Raw genomic sequence first — 23795 nt, 5'->3', positions numbered from 1 at the left:
GGAGGACGAAACGATGAGCAATCCCTCGACTCCCGATCCCGGGCCCGCCCCCGGAGCGGCGGTGGCCGCCGACGCGCAGGGCATGACCGTCGTCGCCCGCACCCAGGCGCAGATGGTGCGGCGCCGGTTCTTCCGGCACCGCGCCGCCATGGGCGGCCTGGTGGTGCTGGCGCTGATCGTGCTGCTGGCGTTCAGCTCGATCGGCTTCGCCAGCGTCCCCGGCTGGTGGGACAAGGACTACTGGTCCATCGCCACCGTCGAGAACGGTGGCCGGCCGACGCTGAGCGTCCTGCCGACCTGGCTGGGCGGCAGCGGCATGCACCTCGGCGAGCACCCATTCGGCCAGGACAACGTCGGCAAGGACTACTTCGCGCTGACGATGCGCGGGGTGCAGCAGTCGCTGACGATCGCGTTCGTCGTCGGTCTCGTCGGCACCTTCATCGGCACGCTGGTCGGCGCGACCGCCGGCTACTTCCGCGGCCGCACCGAGGCCGTGCTGATGCGCTTCACCGACGTCATGATCACCATCCCGCTGCTGGTCATCGCCGCGGTGCTGGGCCGTCGCTACGGCAGCTCCGGCATCGTCGTGCTGGGGCTGGTCATCGGCCTGGTCACCTGGACCGGGCTGGCCCGCCTGGTGCGCGGCGAGTTCCTGTCGCTGCGTGAGAAGGAGTTCGTCGAGGCCGCCCGCGCCGCCGGCACGTCGGCCCGGCGGATCATCGTCAAGCACATGCTGCCGAACATCGTCGGCGTCATCATTGTCGCGGCCACGCTGGCCATCGCGACGGCCATCCTGCTGGAGGCGGCGCTGTCGTTCCTGGGCTTCGGCGTGCAGGACCCGGACACCTCGCTGGGCAAGCTGATCAGCAACTACCAGACCGCGTTCTCGACCAGACCGTGGCTGTTCTGGTTCCCGGGTGTGTTCATCATCGCGATCGCGTTGTCGGTGAACTTCATCGGCGACGGCCTGCGCGACGCCTTCGACCCTCGACAGAACCGGGTGCGTGACTGATGACGACTCCAGGCATGCCGATCGGCGCCCCACTGCCCGGCCCCGGCGCGAGCGGCGGGCCGGACCAGCCCGCCGTCACCGAGTCCGCCGCTGAGGTGCACGTCGCCACCAAGCTGGAGGAGACCGCCGGCCCGGGCGAGAAGGAAGTGCTGCGGGTCGAGGACCTCACCGTCTCGTTCCCCACCGACGACGGCCTGGTCCGCGCCGTGCGCGGGGTCTCGTACGCCGTCCACGAGCGGGAGGTGCTCGGCATCGTCGGCGAGTCCGGTTCGGGCAAGTCGGTGTCGTCGATGGCGGTCATGGGGCTGCTGCCCAAGTCCGCCCGCATCGCCGGCAAGATCCTCTACCGTGGCGACGACCTGCTGACGAAGTCGGCGAAGCAGCAGCGGGCGCTGCGCGGCAGGAAGATCGCGATGATCTTCCAGGACCCGATGACCGCGCTGAACCCGGTCTACTCGATCGGTGACCAGCTGGCCGAGGCCGTCCTCTCGCACGAGATCATGCCGCGGAAGCAGGCCATGGCGCGCGCGGAGGAGATGCTGGGGATTGTCGGCATCCCGCAGCCGAAGAAGCGGCTGGACAACTATCCACACGAATTCTCCGGCGGCATGCGCCAGCGCGCGATGATCGCGATGGCGGTCATCAACAACCCCGACGTCATCATCGCCGACGAGCCCACCACGGCCCTCGACGTCACCGTCCAGGCGCAGATCCTGGAGACGCTCGTGCAGGTGAAGGACGAGGTCAACGCCGCCATCGTGCTCATCACGCACGACCTCGGCGTGGTGGCCGGCATGGCGCACCGGGTGCTGGTCATGTACGCGGGCAAGCCGGTCGAGATCGCCGAGACCGACCGCATCTTCTACCAGCCGCGGATGCCGTACACCGCCGGCCTGCTGGGCTCGATCCCGGCGCTGGAGAGTGGCGGCGCCGGGTCGCGGCTGCGGCCGATCGTCGGCACCCCGCCGTCGCTGATCAACCTGCCGAAGGGCTGCCCGTTCTCGCCGCGCTGCCCGCTGGCCACCGACGTCTGCCACGAGTCGGAGCCGGCGCTGGCCGCCACCGATGAGCTGGGCCATGTCGCGGCGTGCCACCATTGGGACAAGCTCGCGGACGTCGACGACCCGACGGTGTACTTCCGCACGGAGAGCGAGGCGGTCTGATGGTCACCTCTACCGAGACCACGCCCCAGACGGTGCCCGAGGGCGGCGCCGGGCAGCACCTGCTCGACGTCACCGACCTCGTCATGCACTTCCCCGTCTACGGCGGCGGCCTGCTGCGCCGCGTCGTGGGCCACGTCCAGGCCGTCACCGGCGTCTCCCTGCACGTCGACGCCCGCGAGACCCTCGGCGTGGTGGGGGAGTCCGGCTGCGGCAAGTCGACCACCGGCCGCGCCATCCTCCAGCTGCACAAGCCGACGTCAGGCTCGGTCGTGTTCCAGGGCAAGGAGCTGACCACCCTCGACGCGCGCGGCATGAACGAGGTGCGGCGCGACCTGCAGATCGTGTTCCAGGACCCGTACGCCTCGCTCAACCCGAAGATGCCGGTCAACGACATCATCGCCGAGCCGCTCAAGGTGCACGGCAAGTGGCGCGGCGGCGGCAAGAAGCGCGTCGCCGAGCTGCTCGAGCTGGTCGGCCTCAACCCCGAGCACGGCAACCGCTACCCGCACGAGTTCTCCGGCGGCCAGCGCCAGCGCATCGGCATCGCCCGCGCACTGGCCCTGGAACCGCGGCTGCTGGTGCTCGACGAGCCGGTCTCCGCCCTGGACGTGTCCGTGCAGGCCGGTGTCGTCAACCTGCTCGAGGACCTGCAGGACGAGCTCGGGCTGGCGTACATCTTCATCGCCCACGACCTCTCCGTCGTCCGGCACATCTCCGACCGCGTCGCCGTCATGTACCTCGGCAAGGTGGTCGAGACCGGCACCCGCGACGAGGTGTACGAGCGGCCCGCGCACCCGTACACCCAGGCGCTACTGTCGGCCGCGCCGACCGCCGACCCGGTGGAGGAGCGCAGCCGCGAACGCATCATCCTCGCCGGCGACGTCCCCAGCCCGCTGGACCCGCCCAGCGGCTGCCGGTTCCGGACCCGCTGCTGGAAGGCGCAGGAGATCTGCGCCACCACGGAGCCGCCGCTGATCGACACCGGCGTCGGCCACCCGGTGGCCTGCCACTTCGCCGAGGTCGACACCCGCGTCGTCTGAGCTGCCCCGCCGTTCGAACGGTGTGGCGCAGCTGCGCCGAGTGGGTGGCGTCGCTGTCGCCAGTGCGACAGCCGTGCCACCCACTCGCTGCAGCGATGCCACACCGTCATCGGCCGCGCTCACTCGGCGCCGCGTTGCCGTGCGGCGAGGACGGCCGCCTCGATCTCCGCCAGCACTGCGGCCGCCTCGTCTCGCAGGCGGCCGGGCGACACCGGTAGCACCACCCAGCCGAGCGCGGCGTACCGGGCGCGGCGCCGCTCGGTCTGCTCGACGCGGTCGCCGAGCCGGTGCCATTCGGCCGAGTCGATCTCGACGACGACGCGAGCATCGGGCCAGCAGGCATCCGGGATCAACGGCGGACCGGTCACGTCAGGGAGCGGACGGTTCCACCTCGGCTCGTCCAGGAGGAGCGAGGAACGCACGAGATCGCGCAGCTCGCACTCCGGCGCGGAGCGACAGCCGGCGTGGATGTCCTCGATTGCGCGCCTGGCAAGCCCGGCGCCGTTCCAGCGGCCGCCGGCCAACTCGGCCGACAGTCGTTCCGGGGTGGTGAGGCCGACCTGCACGGCCTCGCACAGCAGCGCGCGGACGGTACGCAGCGACCGGGCACCCGCGCAGGCGTCGAGGACGGAACGCTCGGGTGGGGCCACCGGGAATCCGGCGAGGAGACGCGGATCCGGTGGTGACCGGGTGCGACGCATCTGCGCGAACGGCAGCCGCGCCGGCCGCGCTGACCAGGGGACGAGCACGGTCAATGGATCGTGGTGTGGTGCGTAGCGCAGCCCGTATGCACGACAGGCCTGGCCGCCGGTCACCATGGCCCCGGCGCCCGCATAGAGCAGTGCGGCCTGGATCCGATGGCGTGGACTCAGCGGGCCGGTGAACGTCGCGTACACACCTGCCGCCAGTCGTTGCCACCGCCCGCCGCGGCCGAGCGCGTGCCGGATCTGCTGCGGCGACATGCCGTGCGCCAGCGCCTGCCGCCTGGTGACCAGGCCGTCCTGGCCGGCTGCCAGCCGCATCAGCTCTCCGGGCGCTTCCATGCGATCCATCGTGGATCGCATGGAGGTCGGTCCGCCACGGCGAAAGGGCCGATTGTGGACTGGGCGCTGGTTCGCTCGGACCTGTGGACATTCACGATGCCGGGTGGCGGGCCGGCACGCCGTAGGATGGGCTGTCAACTCCCCCCATTCAGAACGGGTTCCCCGCATGTCCGTGCGCAGCCGCGACGACCTCCGCAACGTCGCCATCGTGGCCCATGTCGACCACGGCAAGACCACCCTCGTCGATGCGCTGCTGTGGCAGTCAGGGGTGTTCCGCGCCAACCAGGACGTCGCCGACCGGGTGATGGACTCCGGTGATCTGGAGCGGGAGAAGGGCATCACGATCCTCGCCAAGAACACCGCCGTCCGCTGGGGCGACAACACCATCAACATCATCGACACACCGGGACACGCCGACTTCGGCGGCGAGGTCGAGCGCGGCCTGTCGATGGTCGACGGCGTGGTGCTGCTGGTCGACGCGAGCGAGGGGCCGCTGCCGCAGACGCGGTTCGTGCTGCGCAAGGCGCTGCAGGGGCGGCTGCCGATCGTCGTCGTGGTGAACAAGACCGACCGGCCCGACGCGCGCATCGCCGAGGTGGTCGACGAGACCTACGAGCTGTTCCTGGACCTGCTCGACGACACCAGTGACCAGGGCGCGCTCGACTTCCCGATCGTCTACGCGTGCGCCCGCGACGGCAAGGCGTCGCTCGAGCGGCCGGCCGACGGCACCGTGCCCGGCTCCGAGAACCTCGCCCCGCTGGTCACCACCATCCTCGAGACCATCCCGGCGCCGACGTACACCGAGGGCGCGCCGCTGCAGGCGCACGTCACCAACCTCGACGCGTCGCCGTTCCTGGGCCGGCTGGCGCTGTGCCGGGTCCGCGAAGGCGAGATCGCCAAGGGCACGCAGGTCGCCTGGTGCCGCAAGGACGGCAGCATCGAGCGGGTCAAGGTCACCGAGCTGCTGATGACGGAGGCGCTGGAGCGGGTCACGGCGGAGAAGGCCGGCCCGGGCGACATCATCGCCGTCGCCGGCATCCCCGAGATCACCATCGGCGAGACCCTGGCCGACATCGACGACCCGCGGCCGCTGCCGCTGATCACCGTCGACGAGCCGGCGCTGTCGATGACCATCGGCGCCAACACCTCGCCGTTGTCCGGCCGGTCCGGCGGTACCAAGGTCACGGCCCGGCTGGTCAAGGACCGGCTCGAGTCCGAGCTGGTCGGCAACGTCTCGCTGCGGGTGCTCCCGACCGAGCGGCCCGACACCTGGGAGGTGCAGGGCCGCGGCGAGCTGGCGCTGGCCATCCTGGTCGAGCAGATGCGCCGCGAGGGTTTCGAGCTCACCGTCGGCAAGCCCCAGGTCGTCACCCGCGAGGTCGACGGCAAGGTGCACGAGCCGGTCGAGCGGCTCACCATCGACTGCCCCGAGGAGTACCTCGGCGCCATCACCCAGCTGCTGGCCGCCCGCAAGGGCCGCATGGAGCAGATGACCAACCACGGCACCGGCTGGATCCGCATGGAGTTCGTCGTCCCGGCCCGCGGCCTCATCGGCTTCCGCACCGAGTTCCTCACCGAGACCCGCGGCACGGGCCTGGCCCACCAGGTCTTCGAGAGCTACGAGCCGTGGTTCGGCGACCTCCGCACCCGGCCCAGCGGCTCGCTGGTGGCCGACCGGTCCGGGGCGGCCACGTCGTACGCGATGATCAACCTGCAGGAGCGCGGCACGCTGTTCGTCGAGCCGACCACCGAGGTGTACGAGGGCATGATCGTCGGCGAGAACTCCCGCGCCGACGACATGGACGTCAACATCACCAAGGAGAAGAAGCTCACCAACGTCCGCTCCAACGCCGACGAGTTCGAGAAGCTCGTGCCGGCGCGCAAGCTGTCGCTCGAGCAGGCGCTGGAGTTCTGCCGCGACGACGAGTGCGTCGAGGTGACGCCGAAGGCCGTCCGGCTGCGCAAGGTCGTGCTCGACGCCTCCACCCGCGGCCGCGCGGCGGCCCGTCGCAAGCACGCCCAATAGCCTGTCACCTCCCCCGGACGTGCGCCGTCGGCACTGGTGAGCGATGATGTCGCTCGTCCGGGGGGAGGTCACATTCGCGTTGCGAGTGTGAACGCGGATATCCACAGGACTTGCCCTGGGACGAGGACGGCACATAGAAAGTGACGGGCACTAATGTGCCCAAATCGGCCAAAACGGCCGTAGTGGCGCTGGCGACGGGACCCCGCAGCCTCGCCTCGGGCGCAATCCAGGAGGAATCCGATGCCAGTCTCGCCACGCAGGTCGATGGTGCTGGGAACCGTCGCGGTCGCGCTCGTGCTGGGCGCCTGTGGCGGCGACGGCGACGACGAGGCCGGCGAGAGCGCCAATACCGTCACCGTTCGCGGCTGCAATCCGCAGGCCGCCTTCGTCCCGGCCAACAGCAACGAGGTCTGCAGCGGCGACATCCTGGACCAGGTCTTCTCCTACCTCGTCCGCTACGACGCCGAGACCGGGCAGCCCGAGAACGAGATCGCGGCCGACATCACCAGCGAGGACAGCAAGACCTGGACCATCACGCTGCAGGACGGCTGGACGTTCCACGACGGCTCGCCGGTCATCGCGCAGAGCTTCGTCGACGCCTGGAACTGGGCCGCGTTCGGCGGGAACGCCACGCTGAACAGCTACTTCTTCGAGCCGATCCAGGGCTACGCCGACGTGCAGGGGCAGTTCGACGAGGAGACGGGCGAGTACACCGAGGGCTCGGCGGCGGCCGAGACGATGTCCGGGCTGCAGGTCGTCGACGATCTCACCTTCACCGTCACGCTCAGCCAGCCCGAGTCGCAGTTCCCGATGCGCCTGGGCTACACCGCGTTCGCCCCGCTGCCCGAGTCGTTCTACGACGACCCCGAGGCGTACGGCCAGCACCCCATCGGCACCGGGCCGTTCGAGTTCGAGTCCTGGGAGCCGAACATCGACGTCCGGCTCGCGGCGTACCCGGACTACAACGGTGAGGTGAAGCCGAGCATCGACGGCGCGGTCTACCGCATCTACGAGAACGACGACGCCGCCTACAACGACCTGCAGGCCAACCAGCTCGACATCATGCCGCTGCTGCCGACGTCCGCGTTGGCGGGCGACACCTACAAGATCGACCTCGGCGACCGGTTCCTCCGGCGCGAGACCGGCGTCTTCGAGACCATCACGTTCGCCGCGGCGACCGCCGTGGATCCGCGGATCAGGCAGGCCATCTCGATGTCGATCAACCGGCAGGAGATCATCGACACCATCTTCGCCGGCGCCCGCGTCCCGGCCACCGGCTGGGTGTCGCCCGTGGTCCCCGAGGCCCAGGACGACGCGTGCGGCGTGTACTGCACGTATGACCCCACGGCCGCGCAGGAGCTGTACGCCGAGACCGCGGGCATCGAGGAACCGCTGGAGCTCACCTACAACGCCGACTCCGACCACAAGGCCTGGGTCGACGCCGTCTGCAACAACATCCAGACGACCCTCGAGATCCCCTGCGTCGGCATCCCCGTCGTCGACCTCGCCACGTTCCGCGACCTGGTCACCAACCGGGAACTGGGCGGCATCTTCCGCACCGGCTGGCAGATGGACTATCCGTCGCTGGAGAACTTCCTGGTGCCGATCTTCGCCACCGGCGCCTCCGCCAACGACGGCGACTTCAGCAACGATGACTTCGACCGGCTGGTCGGCGAGGCCGCCGCGGCCACCGGCGAGGAAGGCGTCGCGCTCTACCACGAGGCCGAGAGCCTGCTCGCCGAGTTCATGCCGGCCATCCCGCTGTGGCACCGGGTCAACATCGCCGGCTACTCGACCCACGTCGAGAACGTCCGCCTCACCGTGTTCCAGACCGTCGACCTGCTCAGCGTCACCACCACCGGCTGACGCCTAGGGCGCGCCGTACAGTCTGACTCCGGCGCGCACCCGGAGCGCTGCTGATCGCTGAAGGTAGGTATGACTCGCTACGTCGTCCAGCGCCTCGGCCAGATGGTGCCCGTGGTCATCGGCACCACGTTCCTCATCTACGCGCTGGTCTGGTCGCTGCCCGGCGACCCGTTCGCGGCGAAGTGCGGCGACCGGCCGTGCCCGCCCACCTACGTGGCGCGGATGACCGCCGAGTACAACCTCGACGACCCGCTGCCGCTCGCGTACCTGCAGTACATGGGCAACCTCTTCACCGGCGACTTCGGCCAGACGTTCGCCGGCGTGCCCATCGCCGACGAGCTGTTGCAGCGGTACCCGATCACGCTGAAGCTGACGGTGCTCGCCATCCTCGTCGAGCTGGTCATCGGCGTCGCCGCCGGCGTGCTGGCCGGCATCCGCCGCGGCGGCTTCCTCGACAACCTGGTGCTGGTCAGCACGCTGGTGGTGGTGTCGATCCCGGTGTTCGTGCTGGGGATGCTGGCGCAGGTGACCTTCGGGGTGCGGCTGGGCTGGTTCCCGGTGACCTCCGACGGCACGCTGTACTCGCTCGTGCTGCCGGCGATCGTGCTGGGCAGCCTGTCGCTGGCGTTCGTCGCGCGGCTGGTACGGGCGAACCTGGTCGAGAACCTGCGCACCGACTACGTCCGCACGGCGGTCGCCAAGGGCCTGACGCGGCAGCGGGTCATCGGCGTGCACACGCTGCGCAACTCGCTGATCCCGGTCGTGACGTTCGTCGGCGCCGACTTCGGCGGGCTGCTCGGCGGCGCGGTCGTCGTCGAGGGGATCTTCAACATCCCGGGCGTCGGCAACATGATCTTCCGCGGCATCAACGCGCACGAGGGCGCCACCGTGACCGCCGCGGTCACCGTCCTCGTCCTCGTGTTCCTGTTCGTGAACCTGCTGGTCGACCTGTTGTACGCGGTGCTCGACCCGCGGATCCGTCATGTCTAGGCGGCGCGGCACGCACGTGGCGGCCGTGCCCCGCTCGCTGGCCGGCGACGCCTGGCGCGACCTGCGCCGCAGCCCGCTGTTCCTGACCTCGGCCGCGATCATCCTGGTGCTGATCGCGATGGCGGCCGTGCCCAGTCTGTTCACCGACGTCGACCCGCGGGCCTGCGACCTCGCCCACTCCCGCGAGGCGCCCAGCGGCAGCGCCTGGTTCGGCTACGACCTGCAGGGCTGCGACATGTACTCCCGGACGATCTACGGCGCGCGGGCATCGATCCTGGTCGGCGTGCTGACGACGCTCGTCATCGCGGTCGTCGGCAGCGTCGTCGGAATGGTCGCCGGCTTCCACGGCGGGCGCCTCGACGCGCTGCTGTCGCGGCTCACCGACCTGTTCTTCGCCGTCCCGATGCTGCTGGGCGCGGTCATGGTGCTGGCGACGTTCCCGTCGGCGGTCGGCACGCCGGCCTGGCAGACCATCGGCAAGGTGGTGCTGGCGCTGGGCATCCTCGGCTGGACGACGGTGGCCCGGCTGATGCGCTCGACGGTGATCCAGGTCAAGCAGTCCGACTACGTGCAGGCCGCCCGCGGGCTCGGCGCCGGCGCCGGGCGCATCCTGCTGCGGCACGTCCTGCCCAACGCCATGGCGCCCGTCGTCGTGTACTCCACGATCATCCTCGGTGTGTTCGTCGTGCTGGAGGCGACGCTGTCGTTCCTGGGCATCGGCCTGCAGGCGCCGGTCATCTCGTGGGGCACCGCGATCAGCGAGGCGCGCTCGTACATCCGCCAGTCGCCGCATATGCTGCTCTTCCCCGGTGCCTTCCTCTCCGTGACGGTGCTCGCCTTCATCATGCTGGGCGACGCGGTCCGCGACGCGTTCGACCCCAGGCTGCGCTGAGCTGTGATCGTCACCACCGGAAAGCCCCGCAAACCTGCCGTGATCGGATCGATTCAGCCGAAGAATTCGCAGCTCACGCGGCAGGATCACAGCAATCAGCCGGTATGGTCACAGTCCGGTTGCGTTGTGCGACGGTAGTCCGGTCAGACTTGCCCGCAGGGATGAGCGGGTTTAGAAATGAGGGCGCGGATCAGGATCGCGACCCTACCCGGCTGCGCGCAGATCCGCACCAAATGTGGCGAGGCCGATCGGTCACGTCCGATGACCACCGGGCGCAGGCCCGTTTGAGGAGGATTCCATGCGAGGCTCTGCTCGCAGAGGAGCCATGGCGGCGGCAGCGCTAGGCCTGACGCTCGTGCTCGCCGCCTGTGGCGGCGACGACGACAACGGCGACGGCGGTTCCGGCAGCGAGGGCACCGGTTCCAGCGATGGCCCCACCGGTTCGGTGTCCATCAACAGCACGCAGCCGGAGAACCCGCTGATCCCGACCACCACCAACGAGGTCGGTGGCGGCAACATCGTCGACGCGATGTGGACCGGCCTGGTCTCCTACGACCCCGACACCGCCGAGCCCGGCCTGGCCATGGCCGAGTCGATCGAGCCGAACGAGGACTTCACCGAGTTCACCATCACCATCAAGGACGGCTGGACGTTCCACGACGGCACCCCGGTCACCGCGCAGAGCTACGTCGACGCGTGGAACTTCGGCGCGGTGGGCGCCAATGCGCAGCTGAACCAGTACTTCTTCGGCCCCGACGGCGCCAACATCGCCGGCTTCGACACTGTGGCCGGCCAGACCGACGACACCGGCGCGTTCGTCCCGGGCTCGGCCACCGCCGAGACGATGAGCGGCCTCGTGGTCGTCGACGACAAGACGTTCACCGTGACGCTCGGCTCGCCGAACTCGCTGTTCGAGACGATCATCGGCTACTCGGCGTTCTACCCGATGCCGGAGAGCTTCTTCACCGACCAGGCCGCCTTCATCGAGCACCCGATCGGCAACGGCCCGTTCGAGTTCGTCGAGGAGGTCCCGAACACCTCGATCAACCTGAAGGCGTTCGCCGACTACCAGGGCGACCCGAAGCCGCAGGTCGAGAACATCGAGTACCGCATCTACGCCGACCTCGACGCCGCCTACGCCGACGTCGTGGCCAACCAGCTCGACATCCTCGACAAGATCCCGCCGGTGGGTCTGGCCGGTGACGTCTGGAAGACCGACCTCGAGGGCCGCTCCGCCTCGGCGCCGCTGACGACCCGGTTCACCAGCATGACGTTCCCGCTGACGAACACCGAGGTCTGGGCCGACCCGAACCTGCGCAAGGCCATCTCGCTGGCGATCGACCGTGAGGCCGTCATCGCGGCCGCCTACGGCCCGGGCAACTACGTCCCGGCCACCGGCTGGGTCCCGCCGGGTAACGACGGCTACGTCGAGGGCACCTGCGGCGAGTGGTGCGAGTTCGACGCCACCAAGGCGCAGGAGCTGTACGCGCAGACGGCCGGGGTCGAGGGCACGCTGATGATCGCCAGCAACTCCGACGGCGGTCACCGCGAGTGGGTCGAGGCGGCCTGCACGTCGATCCGCGAGACGCTGGGCGTCGACTGCCAGGGCGACTACGACCCCGACTTCGGCTCGTTCCGCGGCCGGGTCAACGCCAACGAGATCATGAGCCCGTTCCGGACCGGCTGGGTGGCCGACTACCCGTCCATCCAGAACTTCCTGGCGCCGCTGTACACGGCGAACGGCTCGGCCAACGACGGCGGGTACAACAACCCGGAGTTCGACGCGCTGATCCAGCAGGCCGCCGGCCTGGAGGGTGACGAGGCGCTCGACCTGTACAACCAGGCCGAGGAACTCCTCGCCGAGGACATGGCGATCGTCCCGCTCTGGTACGACAACGGCCAGCGCGGCTGGTCGGACAACGTCAACGAGCCGGGGTTCACCTGGAAGGGCTACGTCGACCCGCTGTCCATCACGGTGAAGTAACTGATGGTCTAGGGTCGCAGCGGTCGGTTGCGGGGCGTCCATCTCGTCGTATGTCGAGATGGACGCCCCGTACGCTGGCGCGAACCGCCTGCGAACGGAAAGGTTGAGCCATGGGCCGGTACGTCACGCGGCGCCTGCTCCAGATGATCCCGGTGGTCATCGGCACGACGTTCATCATCTATGCCCTGGTCTGGGCGCTGCCGGGCGATCCGTTCGCCGGCCGCTGTGGTGCCCGGCCGTGTCCGCCCGCCTACGTCCAGGCGATGACGGACAAGTACAACCTCGACGACCCGCTGCCCATCGCGTACGTCAAGTACCTGGGCAGCCTGCTGCAAGGGGACTTCGGCGAGACCTTCCAGGGTCTCTCGGTCGGCGAGGAACTGCTGCGGGCCTACCCCACCACGGTGAAGCTGGCCCTGGTCGCGATCGCCTTCGAGATCCTCATCGGCATCGGCGCCGGCATCCTGGCCGGCCTGCGGCGCGGCAGCTTCATCGACAACCTGGTGCTGGTCTCGACCCTGGTGGTCGTCTCGATCCCGGTGTTCGTCATCGGCTCGGTGCTGCAGCTGTTCCTCGGCATGCGGTGGGGGATCTTCCCGGCCACGGTGGGCGGTGACGCGAGCCTGTACAACCTGATCCTGCCGGGGTTCGTGCTCGCCTCACTCTCGCTGGCCTACGTGGCCCGGCTGACACGGACGAGCCTCGCGGAGAACCGCCGCGCCGACTACGTCCGCACCGCCATCGCGAAGGGCCTGCCGCAACGCCGGGTCATCGGCATCCACACGATGCGCAACTCGCTGATCCCGGTCATCACGTTCATCGGCGCCGACTTCGGCGCCCTGCTCGGCGGCGCCATCGTCACCGAGGGCATCTTCAACGTCCCCGGCGTGGGGAACCTCATCTTCCGCTCCATCACGACCAGGGACGGCGTCATGGTCACCGGTGCGGTGACCGTGCTGGTGCTCGTCTTCCTGCTGGTGAACCTGCTGGTCGATCTCATCTACGGCTGGCTCGACCCGAGGATCAGTCATGGCTGACCCCACACCGCCCGTCGTCCTCGAGGTGGAAGCGCCCGCGGCGACGGAGACCACCGTCCGGACCCTCGGCCGCGACGCCTGGCACGATCTCGTTCGCAAGCCGACGTTCATCATCTCGGCCGTGCTGTTCCTGTTCTTCGTGACCATCGCCGTCGTGCCGAGCCTGTTCACGTCGCTCACGCCGACCGACTGCGACCTCGCGCTGAGCCGTCAGGGCCCCAGCAGCGCGGCCTGGTTCGGCTACGACAACAACGGCTGCGACGTCTACACGCACACCATCTACGGCGCTCGAGCCTCGATCATGGTGGGCGTGCTGACGGCGCTCGGCGTGCTGATTCTCGGCGGCGTCGCCGGCACCGTGGCCGGCTTCTACGGCAAGGCCACGGACACCCTCGTGTCCCGGCTCGGCGACATCTTCTTCGGCATCCCGCTGCTGCTCGGCGCGCTGATCGTGCTGGTCTCGTTCCCGGGCAACGCCGAGACACCGGAGCTGGTCACGATCTCCAAGGTCGTGCTGGCGCTGGCCGTGCTGGGCTGGCCGCAGATCATGCGCATCACTCGCTCGTCGGTGCTGCAGGTGCGCTCGGCCGACTACGTCCAGGCGGCCCGCGCGCTCGGCGCCGGCGGCGCCCGGATGATCCTCAAGCACGTCGTGCCGAACTCGATCGCCCCGGTCATCGTCGTCGCGACCATCGCCATCGGCGGGTACATCGCCGCCGAGGCGACGCTGTCGTTCCTCGGCGTCGGCCTGCAGCCGCCGGTGGTCTCGTGGGGGCTGGCCATCAGCCGCGCGCAGGACTACGTCCGCACGTCGCCGCATATGCTGTTGTTCCCAGCGTCAGCGCTGTCGCTGTGTGTGCTGGCCTTCATCATGCTCGGTGATGCCATCCGCGACGCACTCGATCCGAAGCTGCGTTGAGCGACATCACAGGAGGAGGGCGACGAGTGGCGACCACCGAAGCCGGCATCGCGCCGCGACCGGACCAGGCCGGGCTGACCCCGTTGCTGGAGGTCGAGGATCTCCGGGTCGAGTTCCGCACCCGCGACGGCGTGGCCAAGGCCGTCAACGGCGTGTCCTACACGCTGCACGAGGGTGAGACGCTGGCGGTGCTCGGCGAGTCCGGCTCCGGCAAGAGCGTCACGGCCCAGGCCATCATGGGCATCCTCGACACCCCGCCCGGGTTCGTCACCGGCGGCTCGGTGCGCTTCCGCGGCCAGGACCTGCTGGCGCTGCCCGACGACGAGCGGCGCGCCTACCGCGGCCGCAGCATCGCGATGATCTTCCAGGACGCGCTGTCCGCGCTGAACCCGGTGTTCCCGGTCGGCTGGCAGATCGCCGAGATGTACCGCGTCCACGAGGGCATGTCGAAGAAGGACGCGAAGAACCGCGCCATCGAGCTGATGGAGCAGGTGCACATCCCGGCCGCCCGCGAGCGGGCCGGCGACTACCCGCACCAGTTCTCCGGCGGCATGCGCCAGCGCATCATGATCGCCATGGCCATCGCCCTCGACCCCGACGTCCTCATCGCCGACGAGCCCACCACGGCGCTCGACGTCACCGTCCAGGCGCAGATCATGCAGTTGCTCGCCGACCTCCAGCGCGAACGGAACATGGGCCTCATCCTGATCACCCACGACCTCGGCGTCGTCGCCGACGTCGCGGACAAGATCGAGGTCATGTACTCCGGGCGCATCATGGAGCAGGCGCCAGTGCACGACATCTACGCGTCGCCGGCGCACCCGTACACCAAGGGGCTGCTCGAGTCGATCCCGCGGGTCGACCTCAAGGGCCAGGAGCTCTCGGCGATCAAAGGGTTGCCGCCGAACCTCACGAACATCCCGGCCGGCTGCGAGTTCCGGCCGCGCTGCCCCTACGCGCGGGACATCTGCAAGGAGCAGCGGCCGGCACTGGCCGAGGTCGTTCCCGGCCGTTTCAGCGCGTGCCACTTCGCACAGGAGGTGCTCGATGGTGACATCGAACCCGCCCAGCAGTGACGTCGTCCTCGAGGTCGACAACCTCGTCAAGCACTTCCCGCTGACCACCGGCGTCGTGGTCAAGCGCCAGGTGGGTGCCGTGCAGGCCGTCGACGGCGTCTCGCTGCAGCTGCACAAGGGCGAGACCCTCGGCATCGTCGGCGAGTCCGGCAGCGGCAAGTCGACGCTGGCCAAGCTGCTCATGCGGCTGGAGGAGCCCAGCAGCGGCAAGACGTACTTCCACGGCCAGAACATCTACGACCTGCAGGGCAAGGCGCTGCGGGAGCTGCGCCGGAACATCCAGATCGTGTTCCAGGACCCCTACTCGTCGCTGAACCCGCGCATGACCGTCGGCGACATCGTCGGCGAGCCGTTCGACATCCACCCCGAGGTCGTGCCGCGCGGCCAGCGGCGCAAGCAGGTTCAGGAGCTGCTCGACGTCGTCGGGCTCAACCCCGAGCACATCAACCGCTACCCGCACCAGTTCTCCGGCGGCCAGCGCCAGCGCATCGGCATCGCCCGCGGGCTGGCGCTGCGGCCCGAGATCATCATCTGCGACGAGCCGGTGTCCGCGCTGGACGTGTCCGTCCAGGCGCAGGTCATCAACCTGCTGGAGAAGCTGCAGGACGAGTTCGGGCTGTCCTACATCTTCATCGCGCACGACCTCTCCGTCGTCCGGCACATCGCCGACCGCGTCGCCGTCATGTACCTCGGCCGCATCGTCGAGATCGGCAGCGAGGCCCAGATCTACGAGAAGCCGACGCACCCCTACACCCAGGCGCTGCTGTCCGCCGTGCCGGTGCCCGACCCGTCGGTGCGCGGGCAGCGGCAGCAGATCATCCTCAGCGGCGACGTCCCCAGCCCGGCCAACCCGCCCAGCGGCTGCCGGTTCCGGACCCGCTGCTGGAAGGCCACCGACAAATGCGCCCAGGAAGACCCGGAACTGACGGTGCGGCCCGGCAGTGACCACGAGTCGGCCTGCCACTACGCCGCCGTCCGCGAGGACGTCGTCATCCAGCACTGAGCGGCTGAGCAGGGCGGTCGCGCTCGCAACGCGACTGCAACGTGTCGTCGCCTACCCTCGTCTCACGACCGGGCGGGCCGCCCATAAACCCAGCCCGCCCATAGCCCGCCCGGTCGAACTCCGAGAGCGTCCCGGACGAGCCCGGCTGGGTCCATGGAGCCCGCCCGGTCGAACTCTGAGAGCGTCCTGGACGAGCCCGGCTGGGTCCATGGAGCCCGCCCGGTCGAGCTCTTTCGGCCTTTCTGCATCGAGCCCGACCCGGCCTGCGCGTCAGCCGGTGTGGCCGAGTTCGCCGTCGAGGCCGGCCAGGACGGCGGCGGCCTCCGCGCGCTGCGGCGAGTCGGGCGCGAGACCGTCCAGGCAGGCCCGCCAGATCTGCGCGTCGTCGCGGCCGGACGGCGACATCGCGTAGCGCCGCAGCGCCTCGCCGTCGCCCGACTGCAGCAGCACGTTGCGCAGCCAGCCGTGCAGCCGATAGCGCAGCGCCACGACCCCTGGCGCCGCCGACCGCGGCAGCAGGTCGCCCCGGTACAGCTCGACGGCGCCGCGGTGGTCGCCGCGGGTCAGGCGGTCGGCGACGTCCATGGCGTCGGTGCGCAGCGCCGTGCGCAGGCGGTACTGGCCGGCCGGCGACAGCAACTCGGGGACGGCCTTGCGCAGCCGCGACATCTCCGCGCGGACGGTGACCTCGGCGGCGTCGTGCTCGTACAGCTGCCAGGCCAGTTCGCTGGCGGGCAGGCCGTCGGGCTGGCCGGTGAGCAGGAGCAGCAGTTCGGTGTGGCGCAGGCTCAGTTCGAGGCTCTGGCCCAGGTGCACGAGCAGTCCGCGCGGGCGGCCGAGCACCTCCAGCCGGCTGCCCGGCGTGGCCGCGAGCGCGCCGCCGAGCAGCCGCAGCTCGGCCTCGACCGCCGCGACGGCGGACCGGACCAGGAACGCCGACTGCGGCGTCACCACCGACGCGCCGCCGGTGATGTCGAGGACACCGATGATGTGCCCGGTGCGTGGGTCGCGGATGGGCGCGGCGGTGCAGCTCCACGGCTGGACGGTGCGGGCGAAGTGCTCGCTGCCGAAGACCTGCACGGTGTCGCCGACCGCCAGCGCCGTGCCGATGGCGTTGGTGCCCATGGCGTCCTCGCACCAGTCGGCGCCGGCCTGCAGATGCATGCGCTCGGCCCGCCGGCGCAGGTCGTCGTCGCCCTCGGCCCACAGGATGCGGCCGCGCGCGTCGCCGACGATGACCAGCACGCCCGCGTCGGCGGCGTCGTCGACCAGCAGCCGGCGCAAGACCGGCATGGCGTGACGCAGCGGGTGCGTGGCTCGCGCCTCCTCCAGCGCGTCGTCGACCAGCGTCATGGGGGAGTCGCGGCGGTCCGGGTCGACGTGCAGCGCGGCGGAGCGGCGCCACGACTCCAGGACGACCGGCCGGACCTCGTCGTCACCGGACGGGTCGGACCGCAGGAAACTCTCGTGCGCCCGGGCCGTGAGCCGCCAGCGGCTGGCCGGGTCGACACCGTTCGGGAGCGCGAGCTGGAGGCTCGTTCCCTTTCCCCTGCTTGGCACGTCGCTCCTCCTGGGGAGGTGGTCCGCGGGACACGCCTAGAGTAGGCCGTCCGGAGGCCGGCGGATGGCCGAACCCCGGCGATCGGCCGGCTGTCGGACCCCCTGCATAGGCTGGGTGCATGCCCGTCGACCTACCCGACCGCCGCCTGCTGCTGGTGCACGCGCACCCCGACGACGAGTCCATCGGCACCGGCGCCACCATGGCCCGCTACGTCGCCGAGGGCGCCCACGTCACGCTCGTCACCTGCACACAGGGCGAGCAGGGCGAGATCGTGCTGCCCGCGCTGGCGCACCTCGCGCCCGAGCACGACGACGCCCTCGGGCCGCACCGGGCCCGCGAGCTGGCCGACGCCATGGCGCAGCTGAAGGTCGCCGACCACCGGTTCCTGGGTGGTCCGGGCCGGTACCGCGACTCCGGCATGGTGTGGGGCGCCGACGGCCGCCGCGCGGTGGCGCCCGACCAGCTCGACCCGCGCTCGTTCTGGGCCGCCGACCTGCGCGAGGCGGCCGACCACCTCGTCGCCGTCATCCGCGAGATCCGCCCGCAGGTGCTGGTCACCTACGACGAACACGGCGGCTACGGCCACCCCGACCACATCCAGGCGCACCGCGTCGCCACGTACGCGCGCGACCTCGCCGCCGTCCGCTCCTACCGTCCCGACCTCGGCGCCGCCTGGGACGTCGCGAAGGTGTACTGGACGGCGACGCCGCGGCAGGTGCTCCAAGAGGCGCTCACGGCGCTGCGCGAGCGCGGCGACGCCGGCTTCGAGAACATCGCCTCGGCCGACGACTTCGGCTACGTCGTCGACCTCGCCGACGTCGACGCCGTCATCGACGGCACCGGCCACCTCGACGCCAAACTGGCGGCCATGCGGGCACACGCCACCCAGATCGACGTCCACTGGCCGTATTTCACGCTGTCCGACAACGTCGGGCAGCCCATCTGGGCGCAGGAGTACTTCCGGCTGGCACACGGCACGCGCGGCGCCGCCTCGGGCTTCGAGACCGACCTCTTCGCCGGCGTCGTGCCGTGACCGTCGCGCCCGGTGCGGCGCCGTCGGTGCGGCCGTCGGCGGCGCCCGCACACCGGTCGCGGTGGGCCCGGGTGCTTTCCACGCTCGCCGTCGCCGGGCTCGGGGCGGCGGCGGTGGTCGTGGCCGTCGCCGGGGCGTTCGTGCACCGGTGGCAGAACCCGGCCGGCATCCTGCTCGCCGTCGGCGGCGCCGTCTCGCTGGCGGTGCTGACGCGGGCGTGCGCGCGCAGCCGGGTGGGCCTCGCGGTGGTGGCGGCGCTGTGGCTCGGCCCGGTCCTGTGGCTGGCGCAGGCGCCGCCCGGCGAGGACCGCGTCATCCTCGGTGACGAAGCCGGCCTGGTATTCCTGTTCGGCGGCACCACGGCGTATGCCATTGCCTTGGGTCTCGGCGTCGGCGCGAGATCGACTCGACCATTGACGTAAGATGCGCGAGGCGAGACCTGACTACTGACGAATTGCGCATATTCAAACCGATAGGTGCCCTAGCGTGACCGACAACCCACCTGGCCGGGGCGGCGCCGCGGCCGGTTCCACCGACCGTGGCGACGACGCCGGCGTCGAGGCCGGCCTGCCCGCCGACGGGTCGGCGGCGACGTCTTCCGCAGACCCTACCGGGCCGGCTGAGGACGCATCCGCAGACCCCGCGGCTGAGACGAACGGCACATCCGGCCGTCCAGCCGCGGACGGCGGGCGCTCCGGCGCGAGCACTGGCGATGTGCGCGGCGGCGCCGCGGGCGCGGGTGCTGCAGGCGCGGGCGGGGGAGGCGCGCCGGCTCGGCGCACCACTACCATCGCCGCCTCGGCGGCGGCGCTCGCGGAGAAGCGGGCGGCCAAGGCGCGCGCGGCGGCGGACGCCAAGGCGGCGGCAGAGTCCAAGGCCGCGGCCGAGTCCAAGGCCCAGGCCGAGGCGGACGCCCGGCCGAGTGCCTCGCCCCCCGCCGGCAACGACCGTGCCGCCCCGGACGGCGACCGTCCCGCCTCGGACAGCGGCCGGCCGGGTCCCGATCCTCGCGCCGAGGGGCGGCGACCGGACGACGCCCGCGGGCCAGTGGCTGATCGCCAGCCCGCCGGCGGCGATCGAACTCCGCGCCGGCCCGGGCCGGCATCGTCCGGTAGCGGTGCTGCGCGTCCGTCTGAATCGTCCAGCAACGCGGCGGCCACGAGCGCTGGCGCCGACGACATACGCCGGCCGAAGCCAGGGCCGCCCCGGGACGCCCGTGGCGCCGACGAGACGCGTCAGCCGGCCACGGATGCTGCCACGTCGCGTGCGACGGAGCCGCAGGAGTCGCCGCGGGACCACGACGCCGAGCAGGAGGCGTTGCCCACCCGGCAGCGCCCGGCCTCGGCACCGCTGGGCGCCGCGTCGCCGCAACCGTCGATGCTGCCGCCGATCCAGAAGGAGGCCCGCCCCGCCGGCGCCATGCAGGCCCCGCCGGCCGCCGACGAAGCGCGGTTCGCGGCCACGGCGCAGGCGTTCAGCGGCGCCCAGGCCGCCCGCGCTCGCGCCCGGGCCGCCGAGCAGGCCGAGTCCACCGCCCGCCGCGACGCGGAGGAGCAGCGGGGCAGCACACCGCCGAGTGGGACGGCGGCACAGCGCCCGGCGCCCGGCCGCTCGAACGTGAAGGACCGCGACCGCAGCGGCCGGCCCCCGGTCGACCCCCGCCTCTCCGGTCCGGTGCCGACGGCCGCGGAGGCGGCCGAGGGTAACGGCCAGCGCCACGAGGAGCCCCGCGTCGTGCAGGACGTGATGGCCGCCAGGGCTCGCGCCGCCGGAGACGACGGCCGGCCGGTCGACGGGACCGCCGAGGCGGCGCCCGACGCCGCCCAGAACGGCCCCGCCGGCACCCAGGAGGGCGCCAACGCCGCCCAGAACGGCCCTGAGGCCGCTCAGAACGGGCCCGACGCCGGGCAGAACGACCCTGACGCCGGGCAGGACAGCCCGGACGCAGGGCAGCAGAGCGATCCCGGCGCACCGAACGAGCCGGATGCGGCCCAGAACGGTTCCGACGCCGTCCCGGCAGCGCAGCAGGACGAGGCCGCCGAAGCGCCTCAGCCGACCCGCCCGCGCCCGGAGCCCGGCACCCGCGCGGCCGGCATCTATCCGTCCGGCCGCGGCCCGGCCGAGGAGCCGACCCAGGAGTTCGGCGCCGTCGACCCGACGGCAGCCGCAGCCGGAGCCGCAGCCGCCGCGGCCGAAGCCGAGACCATCACCCAGGACGCCGAGCCGAGCGAAGCCGGCCGGGCGTCGCGGCGTCAGCAGCAGCGTTCCTTCGGACAGGCCGCCACAGCGGCCGCATTGCTCGACTCCAAACGCGGCGGCGACGGCGGCGGCGAGGGCGACCAGCCCACCGGCGACGACGGCGAGGGCGGCGGCCGGAGCCGGGTGAAGGTGGCCGCGCTGGTCGTGGCCGGCGTGGTCGTGGTGCTCGGCATCGGCTACGGCATCGCGTACGCGGTGGCCGGCGACTCGCTGGCCAGAGGCGCGACGGTCGCGGGCATCGAGGTCGGCGGCATGACGCCGGAGAAGGCCGAGGAGACGCTCAACGCGCAGCTGCCCGAGCTCGTCGACCAGCCGTTCCACCTGACCGTCGGCGACGAGGAGACGTCGTTCGAGGTGGTCCCGTCGGTGGCCGGCCTGACGGTCGACGTGCCGGCGACGATCGACGCGGTGCCGGGCGGCAGCGCGAACCCACTGTCGCTGTTCCAGGCGCTGCTCGGCGGCGGCGAGACCACGCCGGTCGCGGCCGTCGACCGCGCGACCCTGGAGGCGGCGCTGACGGAGATCGCCGCGCAGGCCGACATCGAGCCGGTGAACGGTGCGGTCGCGTTCGACGGCGGCGAGGTCGTCACGAGCGACCCGCAGGTGGGCCGCGCGGTCAACCTCGACGCCACCATCGAGCGGCTCGAGGGCGCGTTCTTCGGCGACGAGTCCACGCTGCCGATCGGCGACGTCCAGCTGGCCATCGACGAGGTGGCGCCGGCGGTCAGCGCCGACGAGGTGCAGCGCGCGGTCGCCGAGTTCGCCGAGCCGGCCATGTCCGCGCCCGTGACGGTCGTCGCGGGGGAAGAGAGCGTCGAGCTGCCGCCGGAGCTCGTCGGGCAGGCGCTGACCATGGCCCCCGACGACGCCGGCACCCTGCAGCCCGCGCTCGACGGCGCCAAGCTGACGGAGGTCGCCCGCGAGCAGCTGGCCGAGGTGGGCCAGGAGGGCCGCGACGCCACCGTCACGATCGACGGCGGCGAGCCGGTGGTCGTGCCGGCCGAGCGGGGCATGGGCATCGCGCCCGAGACGTTGAGCGCGGCGCTGCTGCCGGTGCTGACGGCCGAGGGCGACGCGCGGCAGGCCGCGGTCGAGCTGTCTGAGGTCGACCCGGAGCTGACGACGGCCGCCGCCGAGGAGCTGGGCGTCACCGAGGTGGTGGCCGAGTTCACGACGCGCTTCCCGCACGCCGAGTACCGCAACGTCAACATCGGCACCGCGGCCCAGCGCATCGACAACACACTGCTGCTGCCCGGCGACGAGTTCAGCCTCAACGGCATCGTCGGCGAGCGCACCGAGGCCAACGGCTTCACCACCGGCACCATCATCGACGGCGGCCGGCTGGAGGAGTCCCTCGGCGGCGGCGTCTCCCAGGTGGCGACGACGACGTTCCACGCGGCCTTCCTGGCCGGCCTGGAGGACGTCGAGCACTGGCCGCACTCGATCTACTTCGACCGCTACCCGATCGGCCAGGAGGCGACGGTCGCCTGGGGCTCGAAGGACATGCGGTTCAAGAACGACACCCCGTACGGCGTCGTCGTCGACACCAACTTCACGCCCAGCCGGTCCGGCGGCCAGGGCACGCTGAACGTGAAGATCTGGAGCACGGCGTACTTCCAGGTCGAGACGTCGGTGTCGGAACGTTCCAACTACACGTCCCCGCAGACGATCTACGACACGTCCGGCAACTGCTCAGCGCAGGGCGGCAGCCAGGGTTTCACCATCACGTCGTACCGGCAGGTGCTCGACCCCGACGGCAACCTCGTCAAGGACGAGGCCGACCCGTGGACCTACAACCCGAACCACCGGGTCATCTGCGGCCCGGACCCCGGCGAGGGCAACGGCGAGGGCGGCGGCGACGACTGACGCGGGCCGCTACCGCCGGCTCAGCGCAGCCGGCGGTAGTGGTACGCGTGGTGCTCGGCGAAGCCAGCCTTACGGTACGTCGCGCGGGCCGGCGCGTTCGGCTCGGCGACCTGCAGGTATACGTCGGTGGCGCCGAGCCGGTCGGCCCACGCCGCCAGCCCGGCGACGATGTGCCCGCCCAGGCCGCGCCGCCGGGCGGCGGGCGCGACCTCGACCGCCGTGACGCCGAGCCAGCGCCGTCCGCTCGGCGCGTCGCTGACGGCGCCCCGGGCGATCGCCACCCGCACGCCGTCGTCGTCCACCGACGCGAACCCGGCAGCGGCGGCGTTGACCAGCACGTCGACGGCGTGCGCGGGCAGTTCGCCGCCCCGGTAGTGGTAACCGGCCAGCCAGGCGTCGTCGGGGTGGTCGTCGACGCGGACCGGCGCCAGCCCGGCCCGCTCCGAGCCGAGCACCACGGACACCGGCGCCACCATGACGAAGGTGCGGTCCTCCGGGGCCGGCCAGCCGCGCGCGTCCAGCACCGGCCCGAGCGTCCGGCCGAGCGGCTCCGGGACCTGGAACGCCGGCACCAGCCCGCGGGCCCGGTACCAGTCCTCGACCTGCGCGACGGCGTCGGCCGGCGGCAGCCCGGGGTCGTCCAGCGGCAGGCACGAGTTGGCCCGGCCGGTGAATCCGCCGGACGCTCGCAGCAGCCACCCGCCCTGCCACTCGGTCTCCAGCGCCCGCCAGCCGAGCAGCGCCGCCGCCTCGAGGTCGCGGACGTCGCGGCGGGTCACCGTCAGCTCCGGGATCTCCTTCACGACGACGACGTCCGCCGCCGGCACCGCGACGACGTCGCCGCCGCGCGACGGCCGCACGCGCAGCTCGTCGTCCGTGCGCGACACGAGCACGCCGAGCACGTCGGTGCCGCCGAACTCCTCGCCGTGCAGGCGGTACCGGACCACGACACGCCGTCCGACCAGGTCGGACGGGTTCTGATTCGTACTGGGCTGTCTCATAGGCTGACCTTGGTGCACGATGGA

18 protein-coding genes are annotated in these 23795 nt (G+C 71.4%); 15 read left to right on the top strand and 3 right to left on the bottom strand.

The annotated features are described in order from the left end of the window. Nucleotides 1-13 precede the first annotated feature (13 nt). The 3 genes from ACW62_RS07190 to ACW62_RS07180 are packed head-to-tail and all read left to right on the top strand — an operon-like array spanning nucleotide 14 to nucleotide 3215. Nucleotides 14-1012 (top strand): ABC transporter permease, encoded by a 999-nt coding sequence (locus ACW62_RS07190; RefSeq protein WP_053203394.1) that lies wholly within the window; start codon nucleotides 14-16, stop codon nucleotides 1010-1012. Beyond that, on the top strand, nucleotides 1012-2175 hold the full coding sequence (locus tag ACW62_RS07185) for an ABC transporter ATP-binding protein (RefSeq protein ID WP_053203393.1): 1164 nt from the start codon (nucleotides 1012-1014) through the stop codon (nucleotides 2173-2175). Before ACW62_RS07190 ends, ACW62_RS07185 begins: the two co-directional genes overlap by 1 nt. Then, nucleotides 2175-3215 (top strand): ABC transporter ATP-binding protein, encoded by a 1041-nt coding sequence (locus ACW62_RS07180; protein ID WP_053203392.1) that lies wholly within the window; start codon nucleotides 2175-2177, stop codon nucleotides 3213-3215. Before ACW62_RS07185 ends, ACW62_RS07180 begins: the two co-directional genes overlap by 1 nt. 119 nt (nucleotides 3216-3334) lie before the next feature. On the opposite strand, the gene ACW62_RS07175 is transcribed toward ACW62_RS07180, so the two are convergent. Beyond that, a complete protein-coding gene (locus ACW62_RS07175) occupies nucleotides 3335-4258 on the bottom strand; it encodes a type IV toxin-antitoxin system AbiEi family antitoxin domain-containing protein (RefSeq protein WP_053203391.1) in 924 nt (307 codons plus the stop codon). A gap of 166 nt (nucleotides 4259-4424) precedes the next feature. Between ACW62_RS07175 and typA the strand changes: the two genes are divergently transcribed. From typA to ACW62_RS07130, 9 genes are all read left to right on the top strand, one after another. After that, on the top strand, nucleotides 4425-6284 hold the full coding sequence (gene typA, locus ACW62_RS07170) for a translational GTPase TypA (RefSeq protein WP_053203390.1): 1860 nt from the start codon (nucleotides 4425-4427) through the stop codon (nucleotides 6282-6284). Nucleotides 6285-6524: 240 nt separating this feature from the next. Continuing rightward, nucleotides 6525-8150, top strand: coding sequence for a peptide ABC transporter substrate-binding protein (locus tag ACW62_RS07165; protein ID WP_083459380.1), 1626 nt, complete (start codon nucleotides 6525-6527; stop codon nucleotides 8148-8150). 69 nt (nucleotides 8151-8219) lie between these two features. Next, a complete protein-coding gene (locus ACW62_RS07160) occupies nucleotides 8220-9140 on the top strand; it encodes an ABC transporter permease (protein ID WP_053203388.1) in 921 nt (306 codons plus the stop codon). Then, complete coding sequence (locus ACW62_RS07155) at nucleotides 9133-10032, top strand: ABC transporter permease (RefSeq protein ID WP_053203387.1); 900 nt, start codon at nucleotides 9133-9135, stop codon at nucleotides 10030-10032. The genes ACW62_RS07160 and ACW62_RS07155 overlap by 8 nt, the downstream gene beginning before the upstream one ends. A gap of 325 nt (nucleotides 10033-10357) precedes the next feature. Further along, nucleotides 10358-12016 carry a peptide ABC transporter substrate-binding protein gene (locus ACW62_RS07150; protein ID WP_053203386.1) on the top strand — a complete coding sequence of 553 codons (1659 nt, stop codon included), beginning with the start codon at nucleotides 10358-10360 and terminating at the stop codon, nucleotides 12014-12016. A gap of 110 nt (nucleotides 12017-12126) precedes the next feature. Next, nucleotides 12127-13053 (top strand): ABC transporter permease, encoded by a 927-nt coding sequence (locus ACW62_RS07145; protein ID WP_053203385.1) that lies wholly within the window; start codon nucleotides 12127-12129, stop codon nucleotides 13051-13053. Further along, nucleotides 13046-13972 carry an ABC transporter permease gene (locus ACW62_RS07140; protein ID WP_053203384.1) on the top strand — a complete coding sequence of 309 codons (927 nt, stop codon included), beginning with the start codon at nucleotides 13046-13048 and terminating at the stop codon, nucleotides 13970-13972. Before ACW62_RS07145 ends, ACW62_RS07140 begins: the two co-directional genes overlap by 8 nt. Before the next feature lie 26 nt (nucleotides 13973-13998). Further along, complete coding sequence (locus ACW62_RS07135; RefSeq protein WP_053203383.1) at nucleotides 13999-15048, top strand: ABC transporter ATP-binding protein; 1050 nt, start codon at nucleotides 13999-14001, stop codon at nucleotides 15046-15048. Further along, nucleotides 15020-16051, top strand: a complete 1032-nt coding sequence (locus ACW62_RS07130) for an ABC transporter ATP-binding protein (RefSeq protein WP_053203382.1) — start codon at nucleotides 15020-15022, stop codon at nucleotides 16049-16051. The genes ACW62_RS07135 and ACW62_RS07130 overlap by 29 nt, the downstream gene beginning before the upstream one ends. A 270-nt stretch (nucleotides 16052-16321) precedes the next feature. Here the strand turns inward: ACW62_RS07130 and ACW62_RS07125 are convergent, their stop codons facing one another. Then, nucleotides 16322-17611, bottom strand: a complete 1290-nt coding sequence (locus tag ACW62_RS07125; RefSeq protein WP_053203381.1) for a sigma-54-dependent transcriptional regulator family protein — start codon at nucleotides 17609-17611, stop codon at nucleotides 16322-16324. 119 nt (nucleotides 17612-17730) lie between these two features. Here ACW62_RS07125 and mshB point away from each other — a divergent pair, with 119 nt between their 5' ends. The 3 genes from mshB (at nucleotide 17731) to ACW62_RS07110 (ending at nucleotide 22770) form a co-directional block, all read left to right on the top strand. Beyond that, nucleotides 17731-18645, top strand: a complete 915-nt coding sequence (gene mshB / locus ACW62_RS07120) for an N-acetyl-1-D-myo-inositol-2-amino-2-deoxy-alpha-D-glucopyranoside deacetylase (protein WP_053203380.1) — start codon at nucleotides 17731-17733, stop codon at nucleotides 18643-18645. Continuing rightward, complete coding sequence (locus ACW62_RS07115) at nucleotides 18642-19067, top strand: DUF6113 family protein (RefSeq protein WP_053203379.1); 426 nt, start codon at nucleotides 18642-18644, stop codon at nucleotides 19065-19067. The genes mshB and ACW62_RS07115 overlap by 4 nt, the downstream gene beginning before the upstream one ends. Before the next feature lie 895 nt (nucleotides 19068-19962). Beyond that, nucleotides 19963-22770: a VanW family protein gene (locus ACW62_RS07110; protein WP_053203378.1), complete on the top strand. Its 2808-nt coding sequence runs from the start codon at nucleotides 19963-19965 to the stop codon at nucleotides 22768-22770. Between the two features lie 20 nt (nucleotides 22771-22790). Here ACW62_RS07110 and ACW62_RS07105 read toward each other — a convergent pair whose 3' ends face one another. Further along, entirely contained in the window at nucleotides 22791-23771 is a 981-nt protein-coding gene (locus ACW62_RS07105; protein WP_157574485.1) for a GNAT family N-acetyltransferase, read from the bottom strand. Nucleotides 23772-23795: the final 24 nt, after the last annotated feature.

It is taken from the genome of Jiangella muralis (genome assembly GCF_001270745.1).
Classification (GTDB): domain Bacteria; phylum Actinomycetota; class Actinomycetes; order Jiangellales; family Jiangellaceae; genus Jiangella; species Jiangella muralis.
The sequence above is the reverse complement of the archived record's forward strand: the minus strand, read 5'-3'. Positions and strand labels throughout refer to the sequence as shown.

Excerpts from the sequence above, each read along its gene's own strand:
- ACW62_RS07160 (WP_053203388.1), top strand. The coding sequence starts at position 8,220 with ATGACTCGCTACGTCGTCCAGCGCCTCGGCCAGATGGTGCCCGTGGTC.
- ACW62_RS07180 (WP_053203392.1), top strand. The coding sequence starts at position 2,175 with ATGGTCACCTCTACCGAGACCACGCCCCAGACGGTGCCCGAGGGCGGC.
- ACW62_RS07185 (WP_053203393.1), top strand. The coding sequence starts at position 1,012 with ATGACGACTCCAGGCATGCCGATCGGCGCCCCACTGCCCGGCCCCGGC.
- ACW62_RS07165 (WP_083459380.1), top strand. The coding sequence starts at position 6,525 with ATGCCAGTCTCGCCACGCAGGTCGATGGTGCTGGGAACCGTCGCGGTC.
- mshB (WP_053203380.1), top strand. The coding sequence starts at position 17,731 with ATGCCCGTCGACCTACCCGACCGCCGCCTGCTGCTGGTGCACGCGCAC.
- ACW62_RS07155 (WP_053203387.1), top strand. The coding sequence starts at position 9,133 with ATGTCTAGGCGGCGCGGCACGCACGTGGCGGCCGTGCCCCGCTCGCTG.
- ACW62_RS07190 (WP_053203394.1), top strand. The coding sequence starts at position 14 with ATGAGCAATCCCTCGACTCCCGATCCCGGGCCCGCCCCCGGAGCGGCG.
- ACW62_RS07140 (WP_053203384.1), top strand. The coding sequence starts at position 13,046 with ATGGCTGACCCCACACCGCCCGTCGTCCTCGAGGTGGAAGCGCCCGCG.
- typA (WP_053203390.1), top strand. The coding sequence starts at position 4,425 with ATGTCCGTGCGCAGCCGCGACGACCTCCGCAACGTCGCCATCGTGGCC.
- ACW62_RS07145 (WP_053203385.1), top strand. The coding sequence starts at position 12,127 with ATGGGCCGGTACGTCACGCGGCGCCTGCTCCAGATGATCCCGGTGGTC.
- ACW62_RS07130 (WP_053203382.1), top strand. The coding sequence starts at position 15,020 with ATGGTGACATCGAACCCGCCCAGCAGTGACGTCGTCCTCGAGGTCGAC.
- ACW62_RS07105 (WP_157574485.1), bottom strand. The coding sequence starts at position 23,771 with ATGAGACAGCCCAGTACGAATCAGAACCCGTCCGACCTGGTCGGACGG.
- ACW62_RS07150 (WP_053203386.1), top strand. The coding sequence starts at position 10,358 with ATGGCGGCGGCAGCGCTAGGCCTGACGCTCGTGCTCGCCGCCTGTGGC.
- ACW62_RS07175 (WP_053203391.1), bottom strand. The coding sequence starts at position 4,258 with ATGGAAGCGCCCGGAGAGCTGATGCGGCTGGCAGCCGGCCAGGACGGC.